The sequence below is a fragment of the Pseudomonas sp. xss_2 genome (genome assembly GCF_043104195.1).
In the GTDB taxonomy this organism is placed as follows: domain Bacteria; phylum Pseudomonadota; class Gammaproteobacteria; order Pseudomonadales; family Pseudomonadaceae; genus Aquipseudomonas; species Aquipseudomonas urmiensis.
The window spans coordinates 62,469-88,476 of sequence record NZ_JBICKL010000081.1 but is presented as its reverse complement, the minus strand read 5'-3'; the positions used below and the strand labels follow the sequence as shown (position 1 = coordinate 88,476).

Below are 26,008 nucleotides of genomic sequence, written 5' to 3'. Positions count from 1 at the left end.
GGAGAGTGCAATGATCATCGGCAGTAACATTTATGTGGAAGCCTTGTTCGACGAGGCCACCTCGACCATCAGTTACCTGGTCATGGATCGCCAGACCCAGGAGTGCGCGTTGATCGACAGCGTGCTCGACTATGACCCCAAGTCCGGGCGCACCAACACTGCCTCGGCGGACAAACTGATTGGCAGGGTCCAGGCGCTGGATGCCAAGGTGCACTGGATTCTTGAAACCCATGTGCATGCCGACCACCTTTCTGCGGCGGCCTACCTCAAGGAAAAGCTCGGTGGCCATATCGCCATCGGTGCACGTATTACTCAGGTACAGAAGACCTTCGGCGCCCTGTTCAATGCCGAGCCTGGCTTTGCCCGCGATGGCAGCCAGTTCGATGTATTGCTCGAAGATGAACAAGTGTTTCTGATCGGCACGCTGCGCGCGCGCGCCCTGCATACCCCAGGGCATACCCCGGCGTGCATGAGCTACGTGGTCGAGGATGCTGGCGAGATTGCGGTGTTCGTTGGCGACACCTTGTTCATGCCCGACTACGGCACAGCCCGCTGCGACTTCCCTGGCGCCGATGCACGCACGTTGTATCGCTCGATCCGCCGCCTGCTGGCCTTCCCCGATCAGACCCAGCTGTTCATGTGCCATGACTACCTGCCCAATGGCCGCGCACTGCGTTATGTCACCACCGTGGCCGAGCAGCGCGCCAACAATATCCACATTCATCAGGGCATCAGCGAGGACGAATTTGTGGCCATGCGCGAAGCGCGTGACGCGACGTTGGACATGCCGGTGCTGATCCTGCCCTCGGTACAGATCAACATGCGCAGCGGCCAGTTGCCTGAGCCGGAAGATAACGGCGTGCGCTACCTGAAGATCCCCCTCAACAAACTTTGAGCCCGCTATCGCAGGGCCCGCTCCCACGCAGAGACAGAGAGCTAACGTGGGAGCAGGCTTGCCCCGCGATAGAAAAAGAGCAGCTACCTCGATCAACAAGGAACATTTAAATGCCTGCCTCGCCGTCCACTTCCGCCAGCCCGCGCACCGATCACCACAAGGTGGTGATTATCGGTGCCGGGGCTTCGGGCATCGCCACCGCTTCGAGCCTGATCAGCCGTGATCCTTCGCTGGACATCGCCCTGATCGATCCTGCCGAGGTGCATTACTACCAACCAGGCTGGACCATGGTCGGCGCCGGTGTGTTCAACGCACCCAGCACCGCTCGGACCATGGCCTCGACCATTCCGCGTGGGGTGCGCTGGATCAAGGCCAGCGTGCAGGGGTTCGATCCGGTCGCGCAGCTGGTGATGCTCGAGGATGGTCGCGCGGTCAGTTACGAACAGCTGGTGGTATGCCCCGGCCTCAAGCTCGATTGGAACGCCATCGAAGGCCTGAGTGAGACCCTGGGGCGTAACGGCGTCACCTCCAACTACCGCTATGACCTGGCGCCCTATACCTGGGAGCTGGTGAAAAACCTCAAGCAAGGTCGCGCGCTGTTCACCCAGCCACCGATGCCGATCAAGTGCGCTGGCGCGCCACAGAAGGCGTTGTACCTGTCCTGTGATCACTGGTTGCGTCACGGCCATCTTGGCGCGATCAAAGCCAGCTTCTTCAATGCCGGCGCGGTGCTGTTCGGGGTAGCGGACTACGTACCGGCACTGATGAGCTACATCGACAAGTACAGTGTCGACCTCAACTACGCCCAGCGGCTGGTCGCCGTGGACGGCCCCGGCAAGCGCGCTACCTTCCTGCGCAGCTTGCCCGATGGCAGCACGCAGACACAGGTCGAACCCTTCGACCTGTTGCATGTGGTGCCGCCGCAAGTTGCCCCTGACTTCATCCGGAACAGTCTGCTGGCCGATGCGGGTGGCTGGGTCGATGTCGATCCGTACACCTTGCGCCATCGTCAATTCGCCAACATCCATGGTCTGGGCGATGTGATCAACACCAGCAACGCCAAGACCGCCGCCGCAGCGCGCAAGCAGGCGCCGGTGGTGGCGAACAATGTTTTGGTGGCGCTCGGCAGGCTGCCTGCCCTCGCCCACTATGACGGCTATGGCTCCTGCCCTCTGACCGTGGAGCGCGGCAAGATCGTCCTCGCTGAGTTCACCTATGGCGGTAAGGTCGCGCCGAGTTTTCCGCGCTGGTTGCTCGATGGTCGCCAGCCAACCCGATTGGCCTGGCTGCTCAAGGCACGGATCCTGCCGCCGCTGTACTGGCGTGGCATGCTCAAGGGACGGGAGTGGCTGGCCAAGCCGCAGCCGATGGTGATCGAGGGGCAGCAGTGATCGAGCATCAACTACTCGGCACGCTGCTGGGCACAATCATTGGCGCAGTGCTGGCGCTGACCGGCGCTGGCGGCGGCATCCTGGCTGTGCCGCTGCTGGTGTTCGGCCTGGGCCTGACGATGGTCGAGGCGGCCCCGGTCGGGTTGCTGGCGGTGGGCCTGGCGGCGGCGGTCGGGGCGGTGTTGGGTTTACGCCAGGGCTTGGTGCGCTATCGGGCGGCCCTGTTCATTGCGGTGATCGGCATCGTCGCTGCGCCGTTCGGCTTGATGCTCGCCCACAGTCTGCCCAACACGCCATTGGCGCTGGTGTTCGCTGTGGTGCTGGTTTACGCCTGCCTGCGCATCGGACGCAAGGCGGCGCGCGAACTGCGCGGTCAATCGCCATGCGGGGAACGGCAGATCATGCCCTGCGTGCTCAATCCGTTGCAGGGCCGACTGCGCTGGACCCTACCCTGCGCGCGTGCCCTGGCCTTCACCGGGGCGATGTCTGGATTGCTTTCAGGGTTACTGGGCGTTGGCGGTGGGTTCGTCATCATCCCTGCGTTGAACCGCTACACCAATCTGGACATGAAGAGCATCGTCGCCACCTCCCTGGCGGTGATTGCCCTGGTCTCCACCGGCAGTGTGGTCAGCGCCAGCATTGCTGGCGTCATGCACTGGCAGGTCGGTGCCCCGTTCGCAGTGGGCGCGGTACTTGGCCTGCTGCTGGCGCGGCCTTTGGCCGCCAAGCTTGCCGGGCCACGCCTGCAACAGTTGTTCGCCATCGTCGGCATCGGCGCTGCACTGCTGCTGGCGGGCAAGGCGCTACTCGGCTAGCAGGTCTGCCTGCTCGGCTGCGCACAGGGCGAGCAGGTAATCCCAGACCACCCGCAGGCGTACTGATTTGTGCAGCTCGCGCCGGGTGCAGATCCAGTAGCTGCGCTGGATTGTCTCACTCGGCAGCACGCGCACCAGGGTCGGGTCATGCCGGGCCATGAAATTGGGCAGCACGGCGATACCCAGGCCGGCACGCGCTGCGTGTTGCTGGGCGATCACGCTGGTGCTGCGGAACACCACATTCGGCGCCCGGCAAAAGCTGTTGAGAAACAGCAGCTCCTGGCTGAACAGCAGGTCGTCGACGTAGCCAATCCAGCTGTGCCGGGCCAGGTCCTCGCGGGTCTGCAGCGGTGGCGAGCGGTCGAGATACTCGCGACTGGCGTAGAGCGCCAGGCGGTAGTCGGTGAGTTTGCGGGTGATCAGCAAATCGGCGTTGGGCCGCTCCAGATGGATGCTGATTTCCGCTTCGCGGTTAAGGATGCTGACAAAGCGCGGCACCGCCACCAGCTCTACCTCCAACCCCGGGTAGCGCTCAAACAGATCGCTCATGCGCGGGGTGAAGAACATGATGCCAATGCCTTCGGTGACCCCTAGGCGAATCTTGCCCAGCGGCGTAATCGCCTGGGTGATTTCCTCCTGCGCCAGCAGCGCGACATTTTCCATCGCCTCGGCATGCTTGAGCAGGGCCTGACCGGAAGGCGTCAGTTCATAGCCCTGGGCATGCTGGACGAATAGTGCCGTACCCAAGCTTTTTTCGATGTTCTCGATATGCCGGGCGACGGTGCTGTGGGTGGTATTGAGCCGCTTGGCAGCGCTGAGCAGGCGACCGCTGCGCTGCAACTCGAGGAAAAACCGCAGATCATTCCAGTCGAACATGCTGATCCTTGTGCGTGATGGCGAGGGTTCTGAGCGCGGCCGTCGAGGCACTACGCAGGAGGATGCAGGACTCGTATGGCTCGTGGGACTTGCAGATCTCGTGGGACTCGTAGATCTCGTGGGACTCGTAGATCTCGTGGGAGCGGGCTTGCCCCGCGATAGCGATGGTGGCAGCACTACTGCTGTCGCGGGGCAAGCCCGCTCCCACGTGCATCCGTCAAATATCGCTCCCAGGTGCCTCGCATCCGCCAAACCCGCCCTACACTACCGACTCTCGCAGCTACCTGGGCTGTGCTAAAACGCACAGCCGTTGCGCAAAATCTCGTGTTTCCTCTGCGAAATTACTCACTAAGATGAAGGGCGACAAGAATAATAATCAGGCGCGAGGTTACACATGCCATCAGCCGATTCTGTCTACGACTACGTGGTCGTGGGCGCCGGTCCCGCCGGTTGCCTGCTGGCCAATCGTTTGTCCGCCGACCCTAGCTGCCGCGTGCTGCTACTCGAAGCGGGCGGGCGCGATAACTATCCGTGGATTCATGTTCCCGTCGGTTACCTCTATTGCATCGGCAATCCGCGCACCGACTGGTGCTTCAAAACCGAAGCGCAAGCCGGCCTGGCCGGTCGCAGCCTGGGTTATCCACGGGGCAAAGTGCTGGGTGGCTGTTCATCGATCAACGGCATGATCTACATGCGCGGCCAGGCGGCGGACTACGACCGCTGGGCTGAGCAAGGCAATGCCGGCTGGGCCTGGAGCGATGTGCTGCCGCTGTTCAAGGCCAGCGAGAATCACTTTGCCGGCAGCAGCGACAGCCACGGCGCCGAGGGCGAATGGCGGGTCGAGCAACAACGCTACAGCTGGCCGATTCTCGATGCCTTCCGCGACGCCGCCGAGCAAAGCGGGATCGCCAAGGTCGATGACTTCAACACCGGTGACAACCAAGGCTGTGGATACTTTCAGGTCAACCAGCGCAGCGGCGTACGCTGGAATGCGGCCAAGGCCTTTCTGCGGCCGATCCTCAAACGCCCCAATGTCACCATCCTGACTGATGTCCAGGTTGATCAGGTGCTGCTCGACAACACTCGTGCGACGGCGGTCAAGGCCCGTTGGCAAGGCGCCTGGCATGAGTTCAAGGCGCGCCGGGAAATCATCCTCTGCGCAGGATCTGTCGGCTCGCCTGGGATTCTCCAGCGTTCCGGAATCGGTCCACGCAAGCTCCTCGAAGGCCTGGGCATCGGCGTTCGGCATGACATGCCCGGCGTGGGCGGCAACCTGCAAGATCACCTGCAACTGCGCCTGATCTATCAAATCCGCAACACCCGCACCCTCAACCAGATGGCCAACAGCCTGTGGGGCAAGATGGGCATGGGCCTGCGTTATCTGTATGACCGCAGCGGCCCTTTGGCGATGGCCCCAAGTCAGCTCGGCGCGTTCGTACGCTCCAGCCCTGATCAGGCCACCGCCAACTTGCAGTACCACGTCCAGCCGCTATCGCTTGAACGCTTTGGCGAGCCGCTGCACCGCTTCCCTGCTTTTACCGCATCGGTCTGCAACCTGCGCCCGGCCAGCCGTGGACGCATCGATATCCGCTCTGCGGACATGAACGCCGAACCCTTGATCGACCCCAATTACCTCAGCGATCCGCACGACCTGCGCGTCGCCGCCGACGCTATCCGCCTGACCCGGCGTATCGTCCAGGCCCCTGCCCTGGCAGCCTTCGAGCCCCAGGAATATCTGCCAGGCCTCGCCCTGCAGAGCGAGCAACAACTGCACGAGGCGGCCAGCAAGATCGGCACCACGATCTTCCACCCGGTTGGCACTTGCCGCATGGGCAATGGGCCGCTGGACGTTGTGGATAACCAACTGCGCGTGCATGGCATTCCTGGTTTGCGCGTGGCTGATGCGTCGATCATGCCGCAGATCGTTTCCGGCAATACCTGTTCACCCACACTGATGATCGCCGAGAAGGCGGCACAACTGATCCTCAAGGGGGCTGCTACCCAGACCAACCTCAGCGACGCAAGCGCGATACCGACGCCCTGACCAGGCGCGTGCAACAACCGGCGGCTTGTGGTCAGGGGCTGCCGACAGTGGAACAACAAGAATAATCACTGTGGCCTGTAGGCCGAGGACAGCAACGATGTCGGATTACATCCAAGAGCAGGGTGCAGCGGCGAGCAGCTCCAGTCGTCGCGAGGAACGAAAGATCATTTTCGCGTCATCCCTCGGGACCGTTTTCGAGTGGTATGACTTTTTTCTTTATGGCGCGTTGGCGGCGGTCATCAGCAAGCAGTTCTTCGCTGGGGTCAACGACACCACCGCGTTCATCTTTGCCCTGATGGCGTTCGCCGCAGGCTTCCTGGTGCGGCCATTCGGGGCGTTGGTATTCGGCCGCTTGGGCGACATGATCGGGCGTAAATACACCTTCCTGATCACCATCGTGCTGATGGGCTTGTCCACCTTCGCCGTGGGCTTGCTGCCGACCTACGCCAGCATTGGCATTGCCGCGCCGATCATCCTGGTGATCTTGCGCATGCTCCAAGGCCTGGCGCTGGGCGGTGAGTATGGCGGTGCAGCCACGTATGTCGCCGAGCACGCCCCACCTGGCAAGCGCGGTTTCCACACCGGCTTCATCCAATCTACCGCGACCCTGGGCCTGCTGCTGTCGCTGCTGGTGGTGCTCGGCAGCCGCTACATCAGCGGCGATCAGTTCGAGACCTGGGGCTGGCGCCTGCCGTTCCTCTTGTCGATCGTGCTGCTGGGCATCTCCACCTGGATCCGCATGAGCATGCACGAGTCGCCAGCGTTCGTGAAAATGAAGGCCCAAGGCAAGGTGAGTAAATCGCCGATTCGTGAGTCGTTCACCAACTGGCCGAACCTCAAAGTGGTACTGACTGCCCTGTTCAGTATCAACGCCGGGCAAGCGGTGACCTTCTACACCGCGCAGTTCTATGTGCTGTTCTTCATGACCCAGATGCTCAAGATGGACCCGGCCCAGGCCAACACCCTGCTGATCATCAGCGTGGTGATCGGCGCGCCGTTCTTCGTGTTCTTTGGCTGGCTGTCGGATCGGGTCGGACGCAAGCCGATCCTGATGCTCGGCCTGCTGCTGGCGACAGTGCTGTACTTCCCGATGTTCAAAGCCCTGAGCCATTACGCCAACCCGCAGATCGACGCTGCCAGCCGTCAGGCACCGATCGTGGTGACGGCTGATCCGAACAGCTGCACCTTCCAGTTCGACCCAGTAGGCAAGGCGCGTTTCGACAGCCCGTGCGACAAGGTCAAGACCTTCCTGGTCAAACAGGGTCTGCCGTACAGCTCGGCTGCAGGGGCGAGCAGCGAAGTGGTGGTGAGCATTGGCGAGACCACCATCAATGGCTTCGACGAAGCGGCCATGCGTGCGGCCATCGAGCAGGCGGGCTATCCGGCCAAGGCCGATCCGTCGCAGGTCAACGAGTTCATGGTGGTGGTGCTGATTGTCGCGATGATCCTGATCGCGACCATGACCTATGGGCCGCTGGCGGCGGTGATGGTCGAGTTGTTCCCGACGCGGATCCGCTATACCTCGATGTCACTGCCCTACCACATCGGTAATGGCTGGTTTGGCGGGTTCCTGCCGACGGTGTCGTTCGCCTTGGTGGTGTACACCGGGGATATCTTCTACGGGCTGTGGTACCCGGTATTGATCACCGGGATCAGCTTGGTGGTGGGGATCTTCTGCTTGAAAGAGACCAAGGATGTGGATATCGACAAGGTTTGACCTGAAGAGCGAGACGCCTCTATAGCAGGCACAAAAAAACCGGCGTAAAAGCCGGTTTTTTTATCGCTCAAAAAAACTTATGCACGATTTTCAGAAAAACGTCATACAGAGAAATAAATAGCTAATTCAACAACTTAGATCATATCTCTGAGCGTTAATCCAAAAGTTGCTCACAAGTTATCCACAGAACGTCAGGCAGTGCGCTGCTCGGTGTTTTCTGCTGCTGGCGGCAGTGAACCCAAGGCCCGCTGGGTCGCCTCGTTCCACGCTTCGGCGCGGTTATTGAGGTCGGCAATCGCCCGTGGGCCGCTGCCTTCGGCATACATTGGCTGACCAATCACCACCTCGATCACCCCTGCCCGCTTGCCCCAGCCCGACTTGGGCCAGAACTTGCCAGCGTTGTGGGCAATTGGCAGGACTGGCAGGCCGGCATTGACTGCCAGCGCAGTGCCGCCACGGGAGAACTTGCCAATCTGGCCATGGGGCACGCGGGTGCCTTCCGGGAAGATCAACACCCAAACCCCTTGCTTGAGCAGCTCGTCGCCCTTCTTGGCGACATGACGCAAAGCTTCTTTCGGGTTGTCGCGATCAATTGCGATCGGCCGCAGCATGGCCATCGCCCAGCCAAAGAACGGCACATACAACAGCTCACGCTTGAGCACCTGGCTCAGCGGCTGGAAGTAGGCGGAGAGAAAGAACGTCTCCCAGGTGCTCTGGTGGTTGGAGAGGATCACGCACGGCGTATCCGGCACGTTCTCGGCGCCGGTGATTTTGTAGCGGATACCGAGGATCACCCGCGCCAGCAGCACGGCGAAACGGCACCAGTAGACGTTGATGAAGCGATAGCGTTGGCGAAACGGCAGAAACGGCGCAACGAAGAAGCTCAGGGTGCACCACAGCAACGAGCTGGTGCCCAGCAGCAGGTAAAAAAGAAAGATTCTGATCGCCTGCAGGATCGACATAGTGGCAAGTACCGTTGCGGGCATGCCCGCCTAATGAAAAAGTGCGCCAGCGTGGCGCACCCTCTTAAATAAGTGCTCTGGCCACAGCGGCCAGATCGTCAAAAATCAGGGTGTTTTGCGGGACGCCTTTACTCAGGGTCTTCTCACCCTTGCCGGTTTTCACCAGCACTGGTTGTGCTCCGACGGCCAGGGCGGCCTCCAGGTCACCTTTGCTGTCTCCGACAAACCAGATGCCGCTCAGGTCTGCCTGATAATGCTCGGCGATTGCCCGCAACATGCCAGGCTTGGGTTTGCGGCAGTCGCAGCCCTCGTCCGGTCCATGCGGGCAATAGACGATATGACCGACTTCACCACCCTGCTCGGCCACCAGCTCGCGCAGGCGCGCATGCATGGCCTCGAGGGTTTGCAGCGGGTAATAGCCACGGGCAATGCCGGACTGGTTGGTGGCGACCGCCACCGTCCAGCCGGCCTTGCTCAACTGCGCGATGGCCTCGATCGAGCCGGGAATGGGGATCCACTCCTGCAATGACTTGATGTAGGCGTCGGAGTCGAAGTTGATCACCCCGTCACGATCGAGAATCAGCAGTTTCAAGGCTTACCCCAGCAGCGAAATGTCGGCCACGCCCAGGAACAGACCGCGCAGGCGGCTGAGCAGGGCATAACGGTTGGCGCGCACCTTGGCGTCTTCGGCGTTGACCATCACCGCCTCGAAGAAGGCGTCGACCGGATCACGCAGGGCCGCCAGGCGAGCCAGCGACTCGCTGTACTGACGCGCAGCTGCCATCGGTTGCACGGCCTGGTCGGCCTGCTGGATGGCCGAGTACAGGGAGAACTCATTGGCATTGTCGAAGTACTTCGGCTCGACCTGTTCGGCGATAGCGCCTTCGGCTTTGCTCAGCAGGTTCGACACGCGCTTGTTCACCGCCGCCAGGGCTTCGGCTTCCGGCAGCTTGCGGAAGGCCTGCACGGCCTGTACGCGCTGGTCGAAGTCCAGGGCAGAACCCGGCTTCAGGGCACGCACCGACAGGTAGGTGCCAACGTCGATGCCTTCGTCTTCATAACGCGCACGCAGGCGGTCGAAGATGAACTCCAGGACTTGCTCGGACAGCCCAGCAGCCTTGACCTTGCTGCCGAACTGGGTGACGGCGAAGCTCACGGCGTCGGTCAGGTCCAGGTCCAGCTGCTTCTCGATCAGGATGCGCAGCACGCCCAGGGCGGCGCGACGCAGGGCGTACGGGTCTTTGCTGCCGGTTGGCAGCATGCCGATACCGAAGATGCCGACCAGGGTGTCGAGCTTGTCGGCGATGGCCACGGCAGCGCCGGTCAGGGTCTGTGGCAGTTCAGCGCCAGCACCGCGCGGCATGTACTGCTCGTTCAGGGCCTGGGCGACGTCTTCTGGCTCGCCATCGTTGACGGCGTAGTAGTAGCCTGCGATGCCCTGCATTTCAGGGAATTCGCCAACCATTTCGGTGGCCAGGTCGCACTTGGACAGCAGGCCAGCACGCGCGGCACGCTGGGCGTCGCCGCCAATGCGCGGGGCAATGAAAGCTGCCAGTTTCGAGACGCGCTCGGCTTTGTCGTAGACGCTGCCCAGCTGAGCCTGGAACACCACGTTCTTCAGGCGCTCGTTGAAGGTTGCCAGCGGCTGCTTCTTGTCTTGCTTGAAGAAGAACTCGGCGTCGGTCAGGCGCGGACGCACGACCTTCTCGTTGCCCTGGACGATCTGCTTCGGATCGCGGCTCTCGACGTTGGCCACGGTGATGAAGCGCGGCAGCAGCTTGCCTTCGCTGTCGAGCAGGCAGAAGTACTTCTGGTTGTCCTGCATGGTGGTGATCAGCGCTTCTTGTGGCACGTCGAGGAAACGCTCCTCGAACGAGCACACCAGCGGCACAGGCCACTCGACCAGCGCGGTCACTTCATCGAGCAGCGCTGGCGGCACGATGGCCGTGCCTTCCTGCTGCATGGCCAGTTCCGCGGTGCGCTTGGCGATCAGCTCGCGGCGCTCGGCGAAGTCGGCCAGCACGTAGGCCTTGCGCAGGTCTTCGACGTAGTTGGCCGGGGTGGTGATGACCACGTTTTCCGGGTGGTGGAAGCGGTGGCCACGCGACTCGCGCCCAGCCTGTTGCTTGAGGATGGTGCAGTCGACGACCTGGTCACCAAGCAGCATGACCAGCCACTGGGTTGGACGCACGAACTCTTCACGGCTGGCCGCCCAGCGCATGCGCTTAGGAATCGGCAGGTCGTTGAGCGAATCTTCGACGATGGTCGGCAGCAGGCTGGTGGTAGCCTTGCCCGGGATGTGCTGGGAGAAGCGCAGCTTGGCGCCGCTCTGGTCGATCTCAGACAGATCGACGCCACATTTCTTGGCAAAGCCCAGTGCTGCCTGGGTCGGTTTGCCTTCAGCATCGAACGCTGCCTGCACGGGCGGGCCGTCGACGTTGATGCTGCGGTCTGGCTGCTGCACGTCGAGCTGACGGATCAGCACGGCCAGACGGCGCGGCGCGGCATAGACCTGCTTGGCGGTGTAGTTCAGGCCAGCGGCCTGCAGGCCTTTCTCGATGCCTGCCAGGAAGGCGTCGCCGAGGCTGGCGAGGGCCTTGGGTGGCAGCTCTTCGGTGCCCAGTTCAACCAGGAAATCTTGAGCACTCATTGTGCAGCCTCCAGCTTAGCCAACACTTCATCACGCAGTTCAGGGGTCGCCATCGGGAAGCCCAGGCGTGCGCGAGCTTGCAGATAGCTTTGCGCCACGTCTCGGGCCAGGGTACGCACACGCAGGATGTAGCGCTGACGCTCGGTCACCGAGATGGCGCGGCGGGCGTCGAGCAGGTTGAAGGTGTGCGAAGCCTTCAGGACCATTTCATAGGTCGGCAGCGGCAGGTCGAGCTTGATCAGACGGTTCGCTTCGCTTTCGTAGAAGTCGAACAGCTCGAACAGTTTCTCGACGTTGGCGTGCTCGAAGTTGTAGGTCGACTGCTCCACTTCGTTCTGGTGGAACACATCGCCATAGGTCACGGTGCCGAACGGGCCATCGGCCCAGATCAGGTCGTAGACCGAGTCGACGCCCTGGATGTACATGGCCAGACGCTCCAGGCCATAGGTGATTTCACCGGTGACCGGGTAGCACTCGATGCCACCGACTTGCTGGAAGTAGGTGAACTGCGTCACTTCCATGCCGTTGAGCCAGATTTCCCAGCCCAGACCCCAGGCACCGAGGGTCGGCGACTCCCAGTTGTCTTCGACGAAGCGAATGTCGTGGACCAGCGGGTCCAGGCCGATCGCTTTCAGCGAGCCGAGGTACAGCTCCTGGAAGTTGGCCGGGTTGGGCTTGAGGACCACCTGGAACTGGTAGTAGTGCTGCAGGCGGTTAGGGTTCTCGCCATACCGTCCGTCGGCTGGACGACGGCTAGGCTGCACGTAGGCGGCGTTCCAGGTCTCTGGGCCGACGGCGCGCAGGAAAGTAGCGGTGTGGAAAGTGCCGGCGCCTACTTCCATATCGTAGGGCTGAAGTACCACACAACCTTGCTCCGCCCAGTATTGCTGCAGGGCGAGGATGAGGTCTTGGAAGGTACGCACGGCTGGCGTAGGCTGGCTCACGAAATTCACCTGTATCTGGGGATGCGGATGTAAAGAGCGGGAGTATAACCTGATTCGCCTCGCCCTCTACTCATTGGAGCCTTATGCCACGCTGCTTTTGGTGTACCGACGATCCGTTGTACCAGGCCTATCACGACCAGGAATGGGGAACGCCACAGCGCGACCCGGCGTTGCTGTTCGAGATGCTTTTGCTCGAAGGGTTCCAGGCGGGGCTGTCATGGATCACCGTGCTGCGCAAACGCGAGCGCTATCGCCAGGTGATGTATGGCTTTGACCCGGTGCAGCTGGCGCAAATGAGCGATGAGCGCATCGAGGAGCTGATGCTCGATGCCGGGATCATCCGCAACCGCCTCAAACTCAACGCCGCCCGGCGCAATGCCAAGGCCTGGCTGGCTGTGGATAACCCCGCGCAGTGGCTCTGGTCGTTCGTGGGTGGTGAGCCGAAGATCAACCACTTCAACGGCCGCAGCGAAGTCCCGGCAGTCACCGACGAAGCCAAGGCGATGAGCAAGGCGCTGCAAAAAGCCGGCTTCACGTTTGTCGGCCCGACCATCTGCTACGCCTTCATGCAAGCCACCGGCATGGTCATGGATCACACCACCGACTGCGATCGCTACGCCGCGTTGCTGCGCTGAGGGGTTACAATGCGCGCCTTGCAGAAATAAGGAATAGGGCTGTGGAAAAATTCAAAGGCGCCCTGATGGTCGGGGTGCTGCGACTGTTCGCCAAACTGCCCTGGGGGGCAGTGCAGCGAGTTGGCGCGGGTATCGGCTGGCTCATGTGGAAGATTCCTAACGGTTCGCGCAACGTGGTGCGGATCAACCTGGCCAAGTGCTTCCCGCAAATGGATCCTGCCGAGCGCGAGCAACTGGTGGGCCGCGCCCTGCGTGACATTGGCAAATCGTTCGTCGAAAGCGCCTGCGCCTGGATCTGGCCACCACAGCGCTCGCTCGAACTGGTCAAGGAAGTGCACGGCCTGGAAGTGCTGGAGCAGGCCCTGGCCTCGGGCAAGGGCGTGGTCGGTATCACCAGCCACCTGGGCAACTGGGAGGTGTTGAACCACTTCTATTGCAGCCAGTGCAAACCGATCATTTTCTACCGCCCGCCCAAGCTCAAGGCGGTGGATGACTTGCTGCGCGAACAGCGCGTGCAGATGGGTAACCGCGTGGCGCCGTCGACCAAGGAAGGCATCCTTAGCGTGATCAAGGAAGTGCGCCGTGGTGGCCAGGTGGGGATCCCCGCTGACCCGGAGCCGGCTGAGTCGGCGGGGGTGTTCGTACCGTTCCTGGGTACGCAGGCGCTGACCAGCAAGTTCGTGCCGAACATGCTCGCCGGTGGCAAGGCGGTGGGGGTGTTCCTGCATGCCCTGCGGCTGCCGGATGGCTCGGGGTTCCGGGTGATTCTGGAAGCGGCGCCGCAAGAGATGTACAGCGACGATGTGACCGTATCGGCGGCGGCCATGAGCAAGGTGGTCGAGCGTTATGTGCGTGAGTATCCGAGCCAGTACATGTGGAGCATGAAACGCTTCAAGAAGCGCCCGGCGGGCGAGGCGCGCTGGTACTGACATCGAATGCTAGTCAGTTAAGAGAGGGGACTGCCTGAGCCATCGCAATCGCGGGGCAAGCCCGCTCCCACGAGGTCTCTGCAAGGCCCACATTTTGGGCTCGGCTCGGACTACGTGGGAGCGGGCTTGCCCCGCGATTGCGGTGGCTCAGGCAAAACGCATTAAGGTCTGTCAGCTTTATCCAGCTTTTTGAGAAACACCGTCATCTCTTTCTCGGCCTGCTTGTCGCCATGCGCCTGCGCGGCGGCAATGCCCTCCTCCCAGGCCTTGCGCGCCGCCTCCAGGTTGCCGTCCAGCTGATACGCCTTACCTAAAAGCTTCCAAGCCGCCGAATACTTCGGATCCTGCTCGACACACCGCGCCAGGTGCACCGCCGCCTCAGCGCCGTTGCCTTCATCCAGCCAAGCCTTGCCCAGACCAAAGCGCAACAGCGCGTTATCCACACCCTTGGCGAGCATTTTTTCCAGCGATTCGCGCATGCCGTTTCTCCTTAGAAGAAGCTCAAGCCCACGTGGAACAGCTTCTCCACGTCACGGATATGCTTTTTATCCACAACGAACAGAATCACATGGTCGCCGGCCTCGATCACCGTATCGTCGTGGGCAATCAGCACTTGCTCGTCGCGAATGATCGCGCCGATGGTGGTGCCGGGCGGCAGGGCGATGTCTTCGATGGCCTTGCCAATCACCTTGCTCGACTTCGAATCGCCGTGCGCCACCGCTTCGATAGCTTCAGCCGCGCCCCGACGCAGCGAGTGCACGCTGACGATATCGCCGCGGCGCACGTGCGCCAGCAAGGTGCCGATGGTCGCCAGCTGCGGGCTGATGGCGATATCGATATCGCCGCCTTGGACCAGGTCGACATAGGCCGGGTTGTTGATAAGTGTCATGACCTTGCTCGCGCCCAGGCGCTTGGCCAGCAGCGAGGACATGATGTTGGCCTCGTCATCGTTGGTCAGGGCCAGGAAGATATCGGCGTCGGCGATGTTCTCTTCGAGCATCAGGTCCTTGTCCGAAGCGCTGCCTTGCAACACCACAGTGCTTTCCAGGGTGTCGGACAGATAGCGGCAACGCGCCGGGCTCATCTCGATGATCTTGACCTGATAGCGGCTCTCGATGGCCTCGGCCAGACGCTCGCCGATCTGCCCGCCACCGGCGATGACCACACGCTTGTTGGTTTCGTCGATGCGCCGCAGCTCGCCCATCACCGCCCGGATGTGGGCCCTGGCGGCGATGAAGAACACTTCGTCGTCGGCTTCGATCACGGTATCGCCATGCGGCTTGATCGGCCGGTCGCGACGGAAGATCGCCGCCACCCGGGTGTCGACGTTGGGCATGTGCGCGCGGATCTGGCGTAGCTGCTGGCCGACCAGGGGGCCGCCATAATAGGCCTTGACCGCTACCAGCTGCGCCTTGCCTTCGGCGAAGTCGATCACCTGCAGCGCGCCGGGGTGCTCGATCAGGCGCTTGATGTAGTTGGTCACCACCTGCTCGGGGCTGATCAGCACGTCGACCGGAATGTGGTCGTTGTGGAACAGCTCTTCGCGGGTGAGGTAGGCCGACTCACGCACCCGGGCGATCTTGGTCGGGGTATGGAACAGCGAATAGGCGACCTGGCAGGCGACCATGTTGGTCTCGTCGCTGTTGGTGACCGCTACCAACATGTCGGCGTCATCGGCGCCGGCCTGGCGCAGCACTGTCGGCAACGAGCCGCGGCCTTGTACGGTGCGGATATCGAGGCGATCGCCGAGGTCGCGCAGGCGTTCGCCGTCGGTGTCGACCACCGTGATGTCGTTGGCTTCGCTGGCCAAGTGTTCCGCCAGCGTGCCGCCTACCTGGCCTGCGCCGAGGATGATGATCTTCATCCGCTACTCCTAACCTTTATTTTTATCCGCGCGAAGCGGCAATCTTGATCAGCTTGGCATAGTAGAAGCCGTCGTGGCCGCCTTCCTGGGCCAACAGCTGGCGACCATGCGCCTGGCGCAGGCCGGCTGCGGTGGCCAGGTCCAGCTCGCGAGCCCCAGGGGTGCGGGCCAGGAAGGCATCGATCACTTCGGTGTTTTCCGTCGGCAGGCTCGAGCAAGTGGCGTAGAGCAGCATGCCGCCGACTTCCAGGGTCGGCCACAGGGCATCGAGCAATTCGCCTTGCAGGCTGGCCAAGGCCGGGATGTCGTCGGCTTGGCGAGTCAGCTTGATGTCGGGGTGACGGCGGATCACGCCGGTGGCCGAGCATGGGGCGTCGAGCAGGATCCGCTGGAACTGCTTGCCGTCCCACCAGGCGGCGGTTTCGCGAGCGTCACAGGCGATCAGCTTGGCGTCCAGCTGCAAACGGTCGAGGTTCTCGCGCACACGGGTCAGGCGTTTGGCTTCCAGGTCGATGGCGACCACTTCGCTCAGGCCCTGTTCGGCTTCGAGCAGGTGGCAGGTCTTGCCGCCCGGCGCGCAGCATGCGTCGAGCACGCGCTGGCCGGGCGCCAGATCGAGCAGATCGGCAGCCAGTTGCGCGGCCTCGTCCTGAACGCTGACCCAACCGTCGGCAAAGCCCGGCAGGCCGCGCACGTCGCAGGCGGCTTCGAGCACGATGCCGTCACGGCTGTATTGGCAAGCGCTGGCAGCGATGCCCGCTCCAGCCAGCAACGCCAGGTAGGCATCGCGGCTGTGATGACGGCGGTTGACCCGCAGGATCATCGGCGGGTGGGCGTTGTTGGCCGCGCAAATCGCTTCCCACTGCTCGGGCCAGAAGGCCTTGAGCGACTTCTGCAGCCAGCGCGGATGGGCAGTGCGCACCACCGGATCGCGCTCCATACCGGCGAGGATCTCTTCCCCTTCCCGCTGGGCGCGGCGCAGCACGGCATTGAGCAGGGCCTTGGCCCAGGGTTTTTTCAGCTTGTCGGCGCAGCCCACGGTCTCGCCAATGGCGGCATGGGCCGGAATGCGCGTGTAGAACAGCTGGTACAGGCCGACCAGCAACAACGCCTGCACATCGCAGTCGGCGGCTTTGAAAGGCTTCTGCAAGAGCTTCTCGGCCAACAGGTCCAGGCGTGGCTGCCAACGGGCGGTGCCGAACGCCAAGTCTTGGGTCAGGGCACGGTCGCGCTCGTCGACCTTGTCCAGTTGAGTTGGCAGCGAGCTGTTCAGCGAAGCCTTGCCGCTAAGCACGGCGGCCAGGGCGCGGGCGGCGGCCAGACGTGGGTTCATTGGCCAAGCACCTTACCGCTGGCGAATTTCTCGCGACGGCTGTTGAACAGGTCGCTGAAATTCAGCGCCTTGCCACCTGGCAGTTGCAGGCGGGTCAGGCTCAGTGCCTGGTCACCGCAGGCGACCACCAGGCCGTCTTTGCTGGCGCTGAGGATCTCGCCAGGTGCGCCCTTGCCTGTGGACAAGTTGGCGGCGAGTACCTTGACGCTCTCGCCATCGAGGGTGCTGTGGCACACCGGCCAAGGGTTGAAGGCGCGCACCAGGCGCTCCAGTTCCACCGCCGGGCGGTTCCAGTCGATGCGTGCTTCGTCTTTGTTCAGCTTGTGCGCATAGGTGGCCAGGGCATCGTCCTGCACTTCACCTTGCAGGCTGCCATCGGCCAGGCCGGCGATGGCCTGGACCACGGCTGGCGGGCCCATCTCGGCGAGGCGATCATGCAGGCTGCCGCCGGTATCGTCGGCGCTGATCGGGGTGACCACCTTGAGCAGCATCGGCCCGGTATCCAGGCCTGCTTCCATGCGCATCACGGTGACGCCGCTCTGGGCATCGCCGGCTTCCACGGCGCGTTGGATCGGCGCCGCACCGCGCCAGCGTGGCAGCAGCGAGGCATGGCTGTTGATGCAGCCCAGGCGCGGGATGTCGAGCACCGCCTGCGGCAGGATCAGGCCGTAGGCAACCACCACCATCAGGTCGGGCTTGAGCGCGGCCAGCTCCGCCTGAGCCTCGGCATTGCGCAAGGTTGGCGGCTGCAACACCGGGATGTCATGGGCCACGGCCAATTGCTTGACCGGGCTCGGCATGAGCTTCTGCCCACGGCCCGCCGGGCGATCCGGCTGGGTGTATACCGCCACCACTTGGTAGGGGCTGTCGAGCAGGGCTTTGAGGTGTTCGGCGGCAAACTCTGGGGTGCCTGCGAAGACGATGCGCATGGAGTTCTCGCTTTAAAAAAGAAAAAGGCTTGCCGGAGCAAGCCTTCTGCAAGGTGGGAATCAGGCTTGCTGGCGGTGCTGCTTTTCCAGCTTCTTCTTGATCCGGTCACGTTTGAGCTGCGACAGGTAGTCGACGAACAGCTTGCCGTTGAGGTGATCCAGCTCGTGCTGGATGCACACCGCCAGCAGGCCCTCGGCCTCCAGCTCGTACGGTTTGCCATCGCGATCCTGGGCCTTGACCCGGACCCGCAACGGGCGGTCGACGTTCTCGTAGAAGCCCGGCACCGACAGGCAGCCTTCCTGGTACTGGCCCATGTCGTGGGTCAGCTCTTCGACCTCGGGGTTGATGAACACCCGTGGCTCGCTGCGATCTTCGCTCAGGTCCATCACCACCAGGCGCAGGTGTACGTTGACCTGGGTCGCGGCCAGGCCGATGCCAGGGGCTTCGTACATGGTTTCAAACATGTCGTCGATCAGCTGGCGCAGGGCGTCGTCGAACTCCGTCACCGGTTTGGCGATGGTGCGCAGGCGCGGGTCAGGGAATTCGAGAATGTTCAAAATGGCCATAGGGGTCAGGCAGTCACTGTGCGGTCGGTTGAAAACTGAGCACACATAATAAAGGGAAACGGGGGATTCAGCACCTGGCAAAGCTCGTCTAGGGTTTCAAAGGACGCCTTATAGCCCATTCGACTGACAGGTTGTCAAAGTATTATCAACACAGTTATCCACAGGTTGTGCCAGGTGGATGACCCTCTGTCGATCAAGGATGATCTGCCATGCCTGAACACCATTCGTCTGCTTGTCCGCCTGCCGAGCTTGAGGCGCGTTTGCGTCTGCATCGGCTGCCCGAGGTGGGTCTGCGGCGCTTTCAAACGCTGATCGAAGCTTTCGGCAGTGCCTCTTCGGCACTCAGTGCGCCGGCCACCGCGTGGCGTACGTTGGGCATTCCCGCAGCCGCCTGCGAAGCGCGCCGCAGCCCTGAGGTGCGCGATGGTGCAAGTGCCGCAATGGCCTGGCTAGAGCGGCCTGGCCAGCATTTACTGATGTGGGACCAGCCGGGTTATCCACCGCTGCTGGGCGAAATCGATGATGCGCCGCCGCTGCTTTTTGTCGCCGGTAACCCAGCCCTGCTCGAGCGCCCGCAGCTGGCGATCGTCGGCAGTCGCAGGGCGACACCGCCTGCGCTGGATAACGCGGCGATGTTCTCGCGCTACCTGGCCAAGGCCGGATTTACCATCACCAGCGGCTTGGCGGTGGGCGTCGACGGTGCCGCTCATCGGGCCGCATTGGAGGCAGGCGGGAGCACGATTGGGGTGCTGGGCACGGGCTTGGAAAAACTTTATCCACAGCGCCACCAGTCGCTCGCCCAGGCGATGATCGAGCGCGGTAGTGCGGTGGTTTCCGAGTTCCCACTGGACGCCGGCCCGTTGCCTGCCAACTTCCCTCGCCGCAACCGGATCATCAGCGGCCTGTCGTTGGGCGTGCTGGTGGTTGAGGCGAGCCTGGCCAGTGGCTCGTTGATCAGCGCGCGGCTGGCAGCTGAGCAAGGCCGTGAGGTGTACGCGCTGCCTGGCTCCATCCACCACCCTGGCGCCAAGGGCTGTCACCAACTGATTCGCGACGGCGCCTTGTTGGTAGAGAGCGTGGAACAGATCCTCGACAGTCTGCGCGGTTGGCAGAACCTGCCTCCTGCGCCTGTGGATAAGCCTGCCCATCCCCTGCTCGCCTTGTTGCATGCCCAACCGCAGACCAGCGAGGGCCTGGCGCGCAGCAGCGGCCAGCCCATGGCGCAGGTGTTGGCCAGCCTCACCGAGCTTGAGCTTGAAGGGCGGGTCAGCAATCAAGCTGGGCGTTGGTTTGCGCGGTCCGGCTAAGTAAACTGCAGATCAGCTTTATATGCGGAGAGACAGCAATGGTGAGCAGTTGGCGTGTGCAACAAGCCGCACGGGAGATTCGGGCGGGCGCGGTGATTGCCTATCCGACGGAAGCGGTCTGGGGCCTGGGCTGCGACCCGTGGAACGAAGACGCGGTGTATCGCCTGCTGGCGCTCAAGTCGCGGCCTGTGGATAAAGGCCTGATTCTGATTGCCGACAACATTCACCAGTTCGACTTCCTGTTCGAAGACTTCCCCGAAGACTGGATCGAGCGCATGAGCAGCACCTGGCCCGGGCCTAATACCTGGCTGGTGCCGCATCAAGGCTTGTTGCCCGAGTGGGTGACCGGGCAGCACGATACGGTGGCGTTGCGGGTCAGCGATCATCCGCTGGTGCGCGAGTTGTGTGCGCTGGTCGGGCCGTTGATCTCGACATCCGCCAACCCGGGGGGGCGGCCAGCGGCCAAGAGCCGGTTGCGCGTCGAGCAGTATTTCCGCGGCCAGCTGGACCTGGTGCTGGGCGGGGCGCTGGGGGGGCGGAAGAATCCGAGTGTGATTCGTGATCTGGCCACCGGTGAAGTGGTTCGCGCGGGCTGAAATCGGCATTCTGGGGCCAATGCAGTCAGGTAAGGAATTGCCGTTGCGTGGAGCCTTATCGCGGGGCAAGCCCGCTCCCACGTGGATTCTAAATGGCGCGAATTCGTGAGGGTTGCGGCTATGACGTGGGAGCTATCACGTGGGAGCGGGCTTGCCCCGCGATAGTGTCTGTGTGAACAACGAAACAGTGCTAGCGCAGCGCCCAGATTTTTCTGAATTTGTCTTATATGGCTGTCCCAACGGCATTCAGAGAAATATCCTACGCACGCTGTCGAACGCCGTTACCTTCTCAGTGGGAACTCGTACCTCTAGGCTTCATTTCGTCGCTGAATAACTCGGCGATCGGGTGTGGTAGCCCGGGTGCGTTTCTCCATGACAGTCTATGGCGGCTGTGCGTGGGAGGCTTTCGAGCCTGCCTGGATTGGAAAATGCCCGGGTCTACCACCTCGCGTACAGTCGCCACCCAATTCACGTGGTAGTGATTGGCGGCGGCATTGAGGAGCATTTTCCAATGGCTAAAAAAATCGTTCCCGACCCACCTCTTCCTTGCACCACCGCTCACCCCTTCGGCCGCTGCGATGCCGGCCACCCGCCGCTGTATTCGGTAAACCCCAACATCCCCATCGAAGACGCCTTGGTCCACGTAGCCCTGCACCTGCGCTGTGCCTACGAAACAGGCATGCAGGCCATTGATCATCTGCGCGAAGAAGGCCGCGGCATGTTCTGGGCGAACCTGCATGCGGTCGAGGCGGCTGAGGGGGTGGTTGAAGCGTTGCTCGACAGCTTCGAGTCCGGGACATTGAGCAAGCGATTGGCGGTCTGAGTTGACGCTATCGCGGGGCAAGCCCGCTCCCACGTGGACCATGAGTACCGCGAAAATCCTCGGGGTCACACTTATAACGTGGGAGCGGGCTTGCCCCGCGATTGGGCCGCTAAGCGGCCCCACTGGCTTCAGGGCAGAAGCACCGTCGAACCCACCGTGCGCCGCGCCGACAATTCAGTCTGCGCCTTGGCCGCTTCACTCAGCGGATAACGCTGCTGGATATCCACGGTCAGCTTGCCACTGGCAATCATCGCGAACAGGTCATCGGCCATGGCCTGGGTGTTCTCGGCATTGTTGGCATAGCTAGCCAACGTCGGGCGGGTCACATACAGCGAGCCCTTCTGCGACAGGATTCCCAGGTTCACCCCGCTGACCGCGCCCGAGGCATTACCAAAGCTCACCATCAGGCCGCGCGGTTGCAGGCAATCCAGCGAGGTCAGCCAGGTATCGGCGCCAACCCCGTCGTACACCACTGGCACTTTCTTGCCGTCAGTCAGCTCCAGCACGCGCTTGGCGACGTCTTCGCGGCTGTAGTCGATCGTCTCCCAGGCGCCCAGCGCCTTGGCCCGTTCGGCCTTCTCGGCCGAGCTGACGGTGCCAATCAACTTGGCTCCCAGAGCTGCCGCCCACTGGCAAGCCAGCGAACCGACCCCACCGGCAGCGGCGTGGAACAGAATCACATCGCCCGGCTGCACGGCGTAGGTCTGCTTGAGCAGGTACTGCACGGTCAGGCCCTTGAGCATCACCGCAGCGGCCTGCTCGAAGCTGATGCTGTCGGGCAGCTTGACCAGATTCGCTGCTGGCAGGGTGTGCACATCGCTGTAGGCACCCAGCGGGCCGCCGGCATAGGCCACGCGGTCGCCGACCTTCAGGCGGGTGACGCCCTCGCCCACGGCATCGACCACGCCGGCGCCTTCGGTGCCCAGGCCCGAGGGCAGCGACGGTGGTGCATACAGGCCACTGCGAAAATAGGTGTCGATGAAGTTCAGGCCGACTGCCTGGTTACGTACGCGCACTTGCTGTGGGCCGGGTGGGGCCGGGTCGAACTCGACCAGCTGCAGGACTTCTGGGCCGCCATGCTGGCTGAACTGGATACGCTGGGCCATCTCGCACTCCTGTTGTCGGGATTGAAGCAGGCCTTCTATCGGACGCCTTTGCTTGATCGCCGTCAACTGCGGCGGGCCAGTTGCCGGTGGTATGCTACGCGGCGAATTCTTCCCCTGCCCCTCCCAGGTGACCCGATGACCAGCCGCACCGAGGCCGTGAAGGCCTATCTGCTCGACCTGCAAGACCGCATCTGCTCTGCCCTTGAAACCGAAGACGGCGGCGCCCGCTTCGTCGAGGACGCCTGGGTGCGCGAAGCCGGTGGTGGCGGGCGCACGCGGGTGATCGGTGAGGGCAAGGTGATCGAAAAAGGGGGAGTCAATTTCTCCCACGTATTCGGTTCAGGCCTGCCGCCTTCGGCCAGCGCTCACCGGCCGGAGCTGGCCGGACGCGGCTTCGAGGCGCTGGGCGTGTCGCTGGTGATCCACCCGCACAACCCGCATGTCCCTACTTCGCACGCCAATGTGCGCTTTTTCATCGCCGAGAAAGAAGGCGAGGAAGCGGTCTGGTGGTTCGGCGGTGGCTTCGACCTGACGCCCTACTATGGCAACGAGGAAGACTGCGTGCATTGGCACCGCGTCGCCGAGCAGGCCTGCGCGCCGTTTGGCGCTGATGTCTATCCGCGCTACAAGGCCTGGTGCGACCGCTACTTCCACCTCAAGCACCGCGGCGAGCCGCGTGGTATTGGCGGGTTGTTCTTCGATGACTTGAACGAGTGGGACTTCGACACCTGCTTTGCCTTCATCCGCGCCATCGGCGATGCCTATGTTCAGGCCTACCTGCCAATCGTCCAGCGCCGCAAGGACACGCCCTATACCGCTGAGCAGCGCGAGTTCCAGGAATACCGCCGGGGGCGCTATGTTGAGTTCAACCTGGTCTATGACCGCGGCACCCTGTTCGGCCTGCAGTCGGGTGGCCGTACCGAGTCGATCCTCATGTCGCTGCCGCCGCAAGTGCGTTGGGGCTACGATTGGAAGGCCGCGCCGGGCAGCGAAGAAGCGCGCCTGACCGAGTACTTCCTGCAGGATCGCGACTGGCTCGGCCAGTGAGCCCTGTGGATAACCGAGGAGCCCTCATGGACCAGTACGTCGTTTTCGGCAACCCGATCGGCCACAGCAAGTCGCCGTTGATCCATCGCCTGTTCGCCGACCAGACCGGCCAGGACATCGAGTACAACACGCTGCTGGCGCCACTGGATGACTTCAGCGACTGCGCCCGGGGCTTCTTCAAGCAGGGCAGCGGCGCCAACGTCACGGTGCCGTTCAAGGAAGAGGCCTATCGCCTGTGCGACAGCCTGACCCCACGAGCCCAGCGTGCTGGCGCGGTGAATACGCTGAGCAAGCTGGCCGATGGCACGTTGCAGGGCGATAACACCGACGGTGCGGGCCTGGTGCGTGACCTGACAGTGAATGCAGGGGTCGAGCTGACGGGCAAGCGCATCCTCATCCTCGGTGCCGGCGGCGCCGTGCGTGGGGTGTTGGAGCCGCTTCTGGCGCATAACCCGCAGTCGGTGGTGATCGCAAACCGCACGGTGGAAAAGGCTGAACAGCTGGCGCAGGAGTTCGATGAACTTGGGCCCGTGGTCGCCAGTGGTTTTGCCTGGTTGCAGGAGCCGGTCGACCTGATCATCAATGCAACTTCCGCGAGCCTGGCGGGCGAGATGCCAGCGATTGCCGAGAGCTTGGTCGAGGCGGGGCGCACGGTGTGCTACGACATGATGTATGGCAAGGAGCCAACCCCGTTTTGCCAATGGGCCAGCCGGTTAGGCGCCGCGCAGGTATTGGATGGGTTGGGGATGCTGGCGGAGCAGGCGGCTGAGGCGTTTTTCATCTGGCGCGGGGTTCGTCCAGAGACCGGGCCGGTGCTCGACGAGCTGCGTCGGCAGTTGGCGCGCGGCTGAATTTGAGATTTTAGGGCCGCTTTGCGGCCCCTCGCGGGGGTTCACGTTGTCCCTGTGCGAGCGGGCTTACCCCGCGATGTGGGTCTCACTCTTCAAAGCGGATCGGACACAACTCAGCCCCTTCCAGCTTCTGCAACTCTTCAACCACCTGCGGCCGCGCCCTTTGCAGGGTCAGGCTGCCGCCATTACGGCCTAATCTCCGCGCCTCGCGGTGCAGCATGTCGACCCCTGAGTAATCGATGAAGTTGACCTGCCGCGCATCGATCACCACATGCGGCCCCTGGCAGCGCTGCAAGCGCACCTGCAGGTAATGCGCGGCACCGAAGAAGATCGACCCGCCCACCCGCAGCACATCCGCCTGCCCTTCTCGACTCTGCTGCACCCGTGGCCGCGAGGTGCGCTTGAGGTAGAAGAACAGCGACGCCAGCACCCCTGCATAGATCGCTGTCTGCAATTCCAGGAGCAGCGTGGCGGCAGCTGTCAGCGCCATTACCAGAAACTCGGCACGGCTGACCCGGAACAACGCACGAATGCCGCGATGATCCACCAAGCCCCAGCAGATCAACAAAATGCTCCCGGCCATGGCCGGAATCGGCAAATGCGCGATCAACCCGGCGCCGGTTACCGCGAACAGCGCCACCCACAGTGCCGAGAACACCCCGGCCATGGGCGAGCGGGCGCCGGCCTCGTAGCTCAGGCCGGAACGGGTGAAAGACCCGGACGACAGGTAGCCGGAGAACACCGCCCCGACCATGTTCGACAGGCCTTGGGCGCGGATCTCTTGGTTGGCGTCGATCAGTTGTTCGGAGCGCGCCGATAGCGAGCGGGCGATGGACAGGCTGGTCACCAGGCCGAGCATGCCGATCGCCACGGCGCTGGGGAGCAGGCGCAGGATCAGTTCCAGGTCCAGCAGTGGCAGCGGGCTCAGTGGCGGCAGTTGGCCAATGAACGCCGGCACCCGTGGCACGTGGCCGAACACGCTGGGCATCAGCCAAGCAGCCAGGCTGACCACGATCAGACTTATCAACAGGCTGGGCCAACGCGGGCGCAACAGCTTGATCACGATGCCTATCAACAATGTGGCCAGGCCCAGGCTCAGCGATGGCAGGTCGACCTCCCCGGCATGGGCAAGCAGATCCTGGAGGGTTTTTAGCGCTGTAGCCTGGCTGGGCAGGTCCATGCCCAGCAGGTTTGGCAGTTGGCCCAGGGCGATGACGATAGCCGCGCCGAGGGTGAAGCCGAGGACCACCGAATGCGAGACGAAGTTGACCAGCGCACCGAAGCGCAGCAGCCCGAGTAATAGCTGAAAGGCGCCGCCCAGGAAGGTCAGCAGCAGGATCAGGGTGACGTAGTCGGCGCTGCCGCTGACGGCCAGGGGGCTGATGCTGGTGTAGAGGACGATCGAGATAGCCGCGGTGGGGCCGCAGATCAGGTGCCAGGATGAGCCCCACAGGCAGGCGATCAGCACCGGCACGATGGCGGCGTACAGGCCGTATTCGGCGGGCAGGCCGGCGATCAGGGCGTAGGCGATCGACTGCGGCAAGGCCAGGATCGCGCCGCTGAGGCCGACCAGCAGGTCCTGGCGCAGGCTACGGCGCGATTGCCGGGGGAGCCAGGCGAGGAACGGCAGCAGGTGGGTCAGGCGGGGCATGGCGATCTATCCAAGGTTTGCAGTGTTTGAGCGGGCGCTATCGCGGGGCAAGTCCGCTGCCACGAATTACCCCTAG

At 62.9% G+C, this 26,008-nt stretch carries 24 protein-coding genes; 12 read left to right on the top strand and 12 right to left on the bottom strand.

Translation table 11 applies throughout. From position 1 onward, the window contains the following. Positions 1 to 10: 10 nt before the first annotated feature. The 3 genes from ACF8K2_RS20810 to ACF8K2_RS20800 all read left to right on the top strand — a co-directional run bounded on the left by ACF8K2_RS20810 (position 11) and on the right by ACF8K2_RS20800 (position 3,101). The gene (locus ACF8K2_RS20810; protein ID WP_186553131.1) at positions 11 to 895 is read left to right on the top strand and encodes an MBL fold metallo-hydrolase; all 885 of its coding nucleotides are present in this window, start codon (positions 11 to 13) and stop codon (positions 893 to 895) included. A gap of 110 nt (positions 896 to 1,005) precedes the next feature. After that, complete coding sequence (locus ACF8K2_RS20805) at positions 1,006 to 2,286, top strand: FAD-dependent oxidoreductase (RefSeq protein WP_392467378.1); 1,281 nt, start codon at positions 1,006 to 1,008, stop codon at positions 2,284 to 2,286. Beyond that, positions 2,283 to 3,101: a sulfite exporter TauE/SafE family protein gene (locus ACF8K2_RS20800; RefSeq protein ID WP_392467377.1), complete on the top strand. Its 819-nt coding sequence runs from the start codon at positions 2,283 to 2,285 to the stop codon at positions 3,099 to 3,101. Before ACF8K2_RS20805 ends, ACF8K2_RS20800 begins: the two co-directional genes overlap by 4 nt. Here ACF8K2_RS20800 and ACF8K2_RS20795 read toward each other — a convergent pair. Beyond that, positions 3,090 to 3,977 (bottom strand): LysR family transcriptional regulator, encoded by an 888-nt coding sequence (locus ACF8K2_RS20795; protein ID WP_186553134.1) that lies wholly within the window; start codon positions 3,975 to 3,977, stop codon positions 3,090 to 3,092. The two genes, ACF8K2_RS20800 and ACF8K2_RS20795, sit on opposite strands and share 12 nt — an antisense overlap. Positions 3,978 to 4,371: 394 nt before the next feature. Between ACF8K2_RS20795 and ACF8K2_RS20790 the strand changes: the two genes are divergently transcribed. Together ACF8K2_RS20790 and ACF8K2_RS20785 are read left to right on the top strand one after the other, a co-directional pair. Continuing rightward, the gene (locus tag ACF8K2_RS20790) at positions 4,372 to 6,021 is read left to right on the top strand and encodes a GMC family oxidoreductase (RefSeq protein WP_392467373.1); all 1,650 of its coding nucleotides are present in this window, start codon (positions 4,372 to 4,374) and stop codon (positions 6,019 to 6,021) included. A gap of 97 nt (positions 6,022 to 6,118) precedes the next feature. After that, positions 6,119 to 7,738, top strand: a complete 1,620-nt coding sequence (locus ACF8K2_RS20785; RefSeq protein ID WP_186553136.1) for an MFS transporter — start codon at positions 6,119 to 6,121, stop codon at positions 7,736 to 7,738. A gap of 191 nt (positions 7,739 to 7,929) precedes the next feature. Here ACF8K2_RS20785 and ACF8K2_RS20780 read toward each other — a convergent pair whose 3' ends face one another. The 4 genes from ACF8K2_RS20780 to glyQ all read right to left on the bottom strand — a co-directional run bounded on the left by ACF8K2_RS20780 (position 7,930) and on the right by glyQ (position 12,294). Then, positions 7,930 to 8,700 carry a 1-acyl-sn-glycerol-3-phosphate acyltransferase gene (locus ACF8K2_RS20780; RefSeq protein ID WP_186553137.1) on the bottom strand — a complete coding sequence of 257 codons (771 nt, stop codon included), beginning with the start codon at positions 8,698 to 8,700 and terminating at the stop codon, positions 7,930 to 7,932. A gap of 64 nt (positions 8,701 to 8,764) precedes the next feature. Then, entirely contained in the window at positions 8,765 to 9,292 is a 528-nt protein-coding gene (gene gmhB, locus ACF8K2_RS20775) for a D-glycero-beta-D-manno-heptose 1,7-bisphosphate 7-phosphatase (protein ID WP_186553138.1), read from the bottom strand. 3 nt (positions 9,293 to 9,295) lie between these two features. Further along, entirely contained in the window at positions 9,296 to 11,350 is a 2,055-nt protein-coding gene (glyS, locus tag ACF8K2_RS20770) for a glycine--tRNA ligase subunit beta (protein ID WP_312152474.1), read from the bottom strand. Continuing rightward, a complete protein-coding gene (gene glyQ, locus ACF8K2_RS20765) occupies positions 11,347 to 12,294 on the bottom strand; it encodes a glycine--tRNA ligase subunit alpha (protein ID WP_186553140.1) in 948 nt (315 codons plus the stop codon). The genes glyS and glyQ overlap by 4 nt, the downstream gene beginning before the upstream one ends. Before the next feature lie 83 nt (positions 12,295 to 12,377). Here glyQ and ACF8K2_RS20760 point away from each other — a divergent pair, with 83 nt between their 5' ends. Both ACF8K2_RS20760 and ACF8K2_RS20755 read left to right on the top strand, forming a co-directional pair. Further along, positions 12,378 to 12,929, top strand: a complete 552-nt coding sequence (locus tag ACF8K2_RS20760) for a DNA-3-methyladenine glycosylase I (RefSeq protein ID WP_392467370.1) — start codon at positions 12,378 to 12,380, stop codon at positions 12,927 to 12,929. Positions 12,930 to 12,970: 41 nt separating this feature from the next. Beyond that, positions 12,971 to 13,858: a lysophospholipid acyltransferase gene (locus ACF8K2_RS20755; protein WP_186553142.1), complete on the top strand. Its 888-nt coding sequence runs from the start codon at positions 12,971 to 12,973 to the stop codon at positions 13,856 to 13,858. Positions 13,859 to 14,019: 161 nt separating this feature from the next. Here ACF8K2_RS20755 and ACF8K2_RS20750 read toward each other — a convergent pair whose 3' ends face one another. The 5 genes from ACF8K2_RS20750 to def are packed head-to-tail and all read right to left on the bottom strand — an operon-like array spanning position 14,020 to position 18,551. Then, complete coding sequence (locus tag ACF8K2_RS20750) at positions 14,020 to 14,337, bottom strand: tetratricopeptide repeat protein (RefSeq protein WP_392467368.1); 318 nt, start codon at positions 14,335 to 14,337, stop codon at positions 14,020 to 14,022. A gap of 11 nt (positions 14,338 to 14,348) precedes the next feature. Continuing rightward, a complete protein-coding gene (gene trkA / locus ACF8K2_RS20745) occupies positions 14,349 to 15,722 on the bottom strand; it encodes a Trk system potassium transporter TrkA (protein ID WP_392467366.1) in 1,374 nt (457 codons plus the stop codon). Between the two features lie 22 nt (positions 15,723 to 15,744). Then, a complete protein-coding gene (rsmB, locus tag ACF8K2_RS20740) occupies positions 15,745 to 17,055 on the bottom strand; it encodes a 16S rRNA (cytosine(967)-C(5))-methyltransferase RsmB (RefSeq protein ID WP_392467364.1) in 1,311 nt (436 codons plus the stop codon). Beyond that, positions 17,052 to 17,984, bottom strand: coding sequence for a methionyl-tRNA formyltransferase (gene fmt, locus ACF8K2_RS20735; protein WP_264234173.1), 933 nt, complete (start codon positions 17,982 to 17,984; stop codon positions 17,052 to 17,054). The genes rsmB and fmt overlap by 4 nt, the downstream gene beginning before the upstream one ends. A 60-nt stretch (positions 17,985 to 18,044) precedes the next feature. Further along, the gene (gene def, locus ACF8K2_RS20730) at positions 18,045 to 18,551 is read right to left on the bottom strand and encodes a peptide deformylase (protein WP_186553147.1); all 507 of its coding nucleotides are present in this window, start codon (positions 18,549 to 18,551) and stop codon (positions 18,045 to 18,047) included. A gap of 209 nt (positions 18,552 to 18,760) precedes the next feature. On the opposite strand from def, the gene dprA reads away from it, so the two are divergent. The 3 genes from dprA to ACF8K2_RS20715 all read left to right on the top strand — a co-directional run bounded on the left by dprA (position 18,761) and on the right by ACF8K2_RS20715 (position 21,277). Beyond that, positions 18,761 to 19,858 carry a DNA-processing protein DprA gene (gene dprA, locus ACF8K2_RS20725; protein ID WP_392467361.1) on the top strand — a complete coding sequence of 366 codons (1,098 nt, stop codon included), beginning with the start codon at positions 18,761 to 18,763 and terminating at the stop codon, positions 19,856 to 19,858. 38 nt (positions 19,859 to 19,896) lie between these two features. Continuing rightward, entirely contained in the window at positions 19,897 to 20,454 is a 558-nt protein-coding gene (locus ACF8K2_RS20720) for an L-threonylcarbamoyladenylate synthase (protein ID WP_392467359.1), read from the top strand. Positions 20,455 to 20,965: 511 nt separating this feature from the next. Beyond that, positions 20,966 to 21,277 carry a DUF3077 domain-containing protein gene (locus ACF8K2_RS20715; protein WP_312151877.1) on the top strand — a complete coding sequence of 104 codons (312 nt, stop codon included), beginning with the start codon at positions 20,966 to 20,968 and terminating at the stop codon, positions 21,275 to 21,277. A 128-nt stretch (positions 21,278 to 21,405) separates the two neighbouring features. On the opposite strand, the gene ACF8K2_RS20710 is transcribed toward ACF8K2_RS20715, so the two are convergent. After that, entirely contained in the window at positions 21,406 to 22,383 is a 978-nt protein-coding gene (locus ACF8K2_RS20710) for an NADPH:quinone reductase (protein WP_186553151.1), read from the bottom strand. Positions 22,384 to 22,518: 135 nt separating this feature from the next. Here ACF8K2_RS20710 and hemF point away from each other — a divergent pair, with 135 nt between their 5' ends. Both hemF and aroE read left to right on the top strand, forming a co-directional pair. Continuing rightward, a complete protein-coding gene (gene hemF / locus ACF8K2_RS20705; protein WP_186553152.1) occupies positions 22,519 to 23,430 on the top strand; it encodes an oxygen-dependent coproporphyrinogen oxidase in 912 nt (303 codons plus the stop codon). Between the two features lie 26 nt (positions 23,431 to 23,456). Then, positions 23,457 to 24,281 carry a shikimate dehydrogenase gene (aroE, locus tag ACF8K2_RS20700; RefSeq protein WP_186553153.1) on the top strand — a complete coding sequence of 275 codons (825 nt, stop codon included), beginning with the start codon at positions 23,457 to 23,459 and terminating at the stop codon, positions 24,279 to 24,281. 85 nt (positions 24,282 to 24,366) lie between these two features. On the opposite strand, the gene ACF8K2_RS20695 is transcribed toward aroE, so the two are convergent. Beyond that, a complete protein-coding gene (locus ACF8K2_RS20695) occupies positions 24,367 to 25,932 on the bottom strand; it encodes a SulP family inorganic anion transporter (protein WP_392467356.1) in 1,566 nt (521 codons plus the stop codon). Positions 25,933 to 26,008 lie beyond the last annotated feature (76 nt).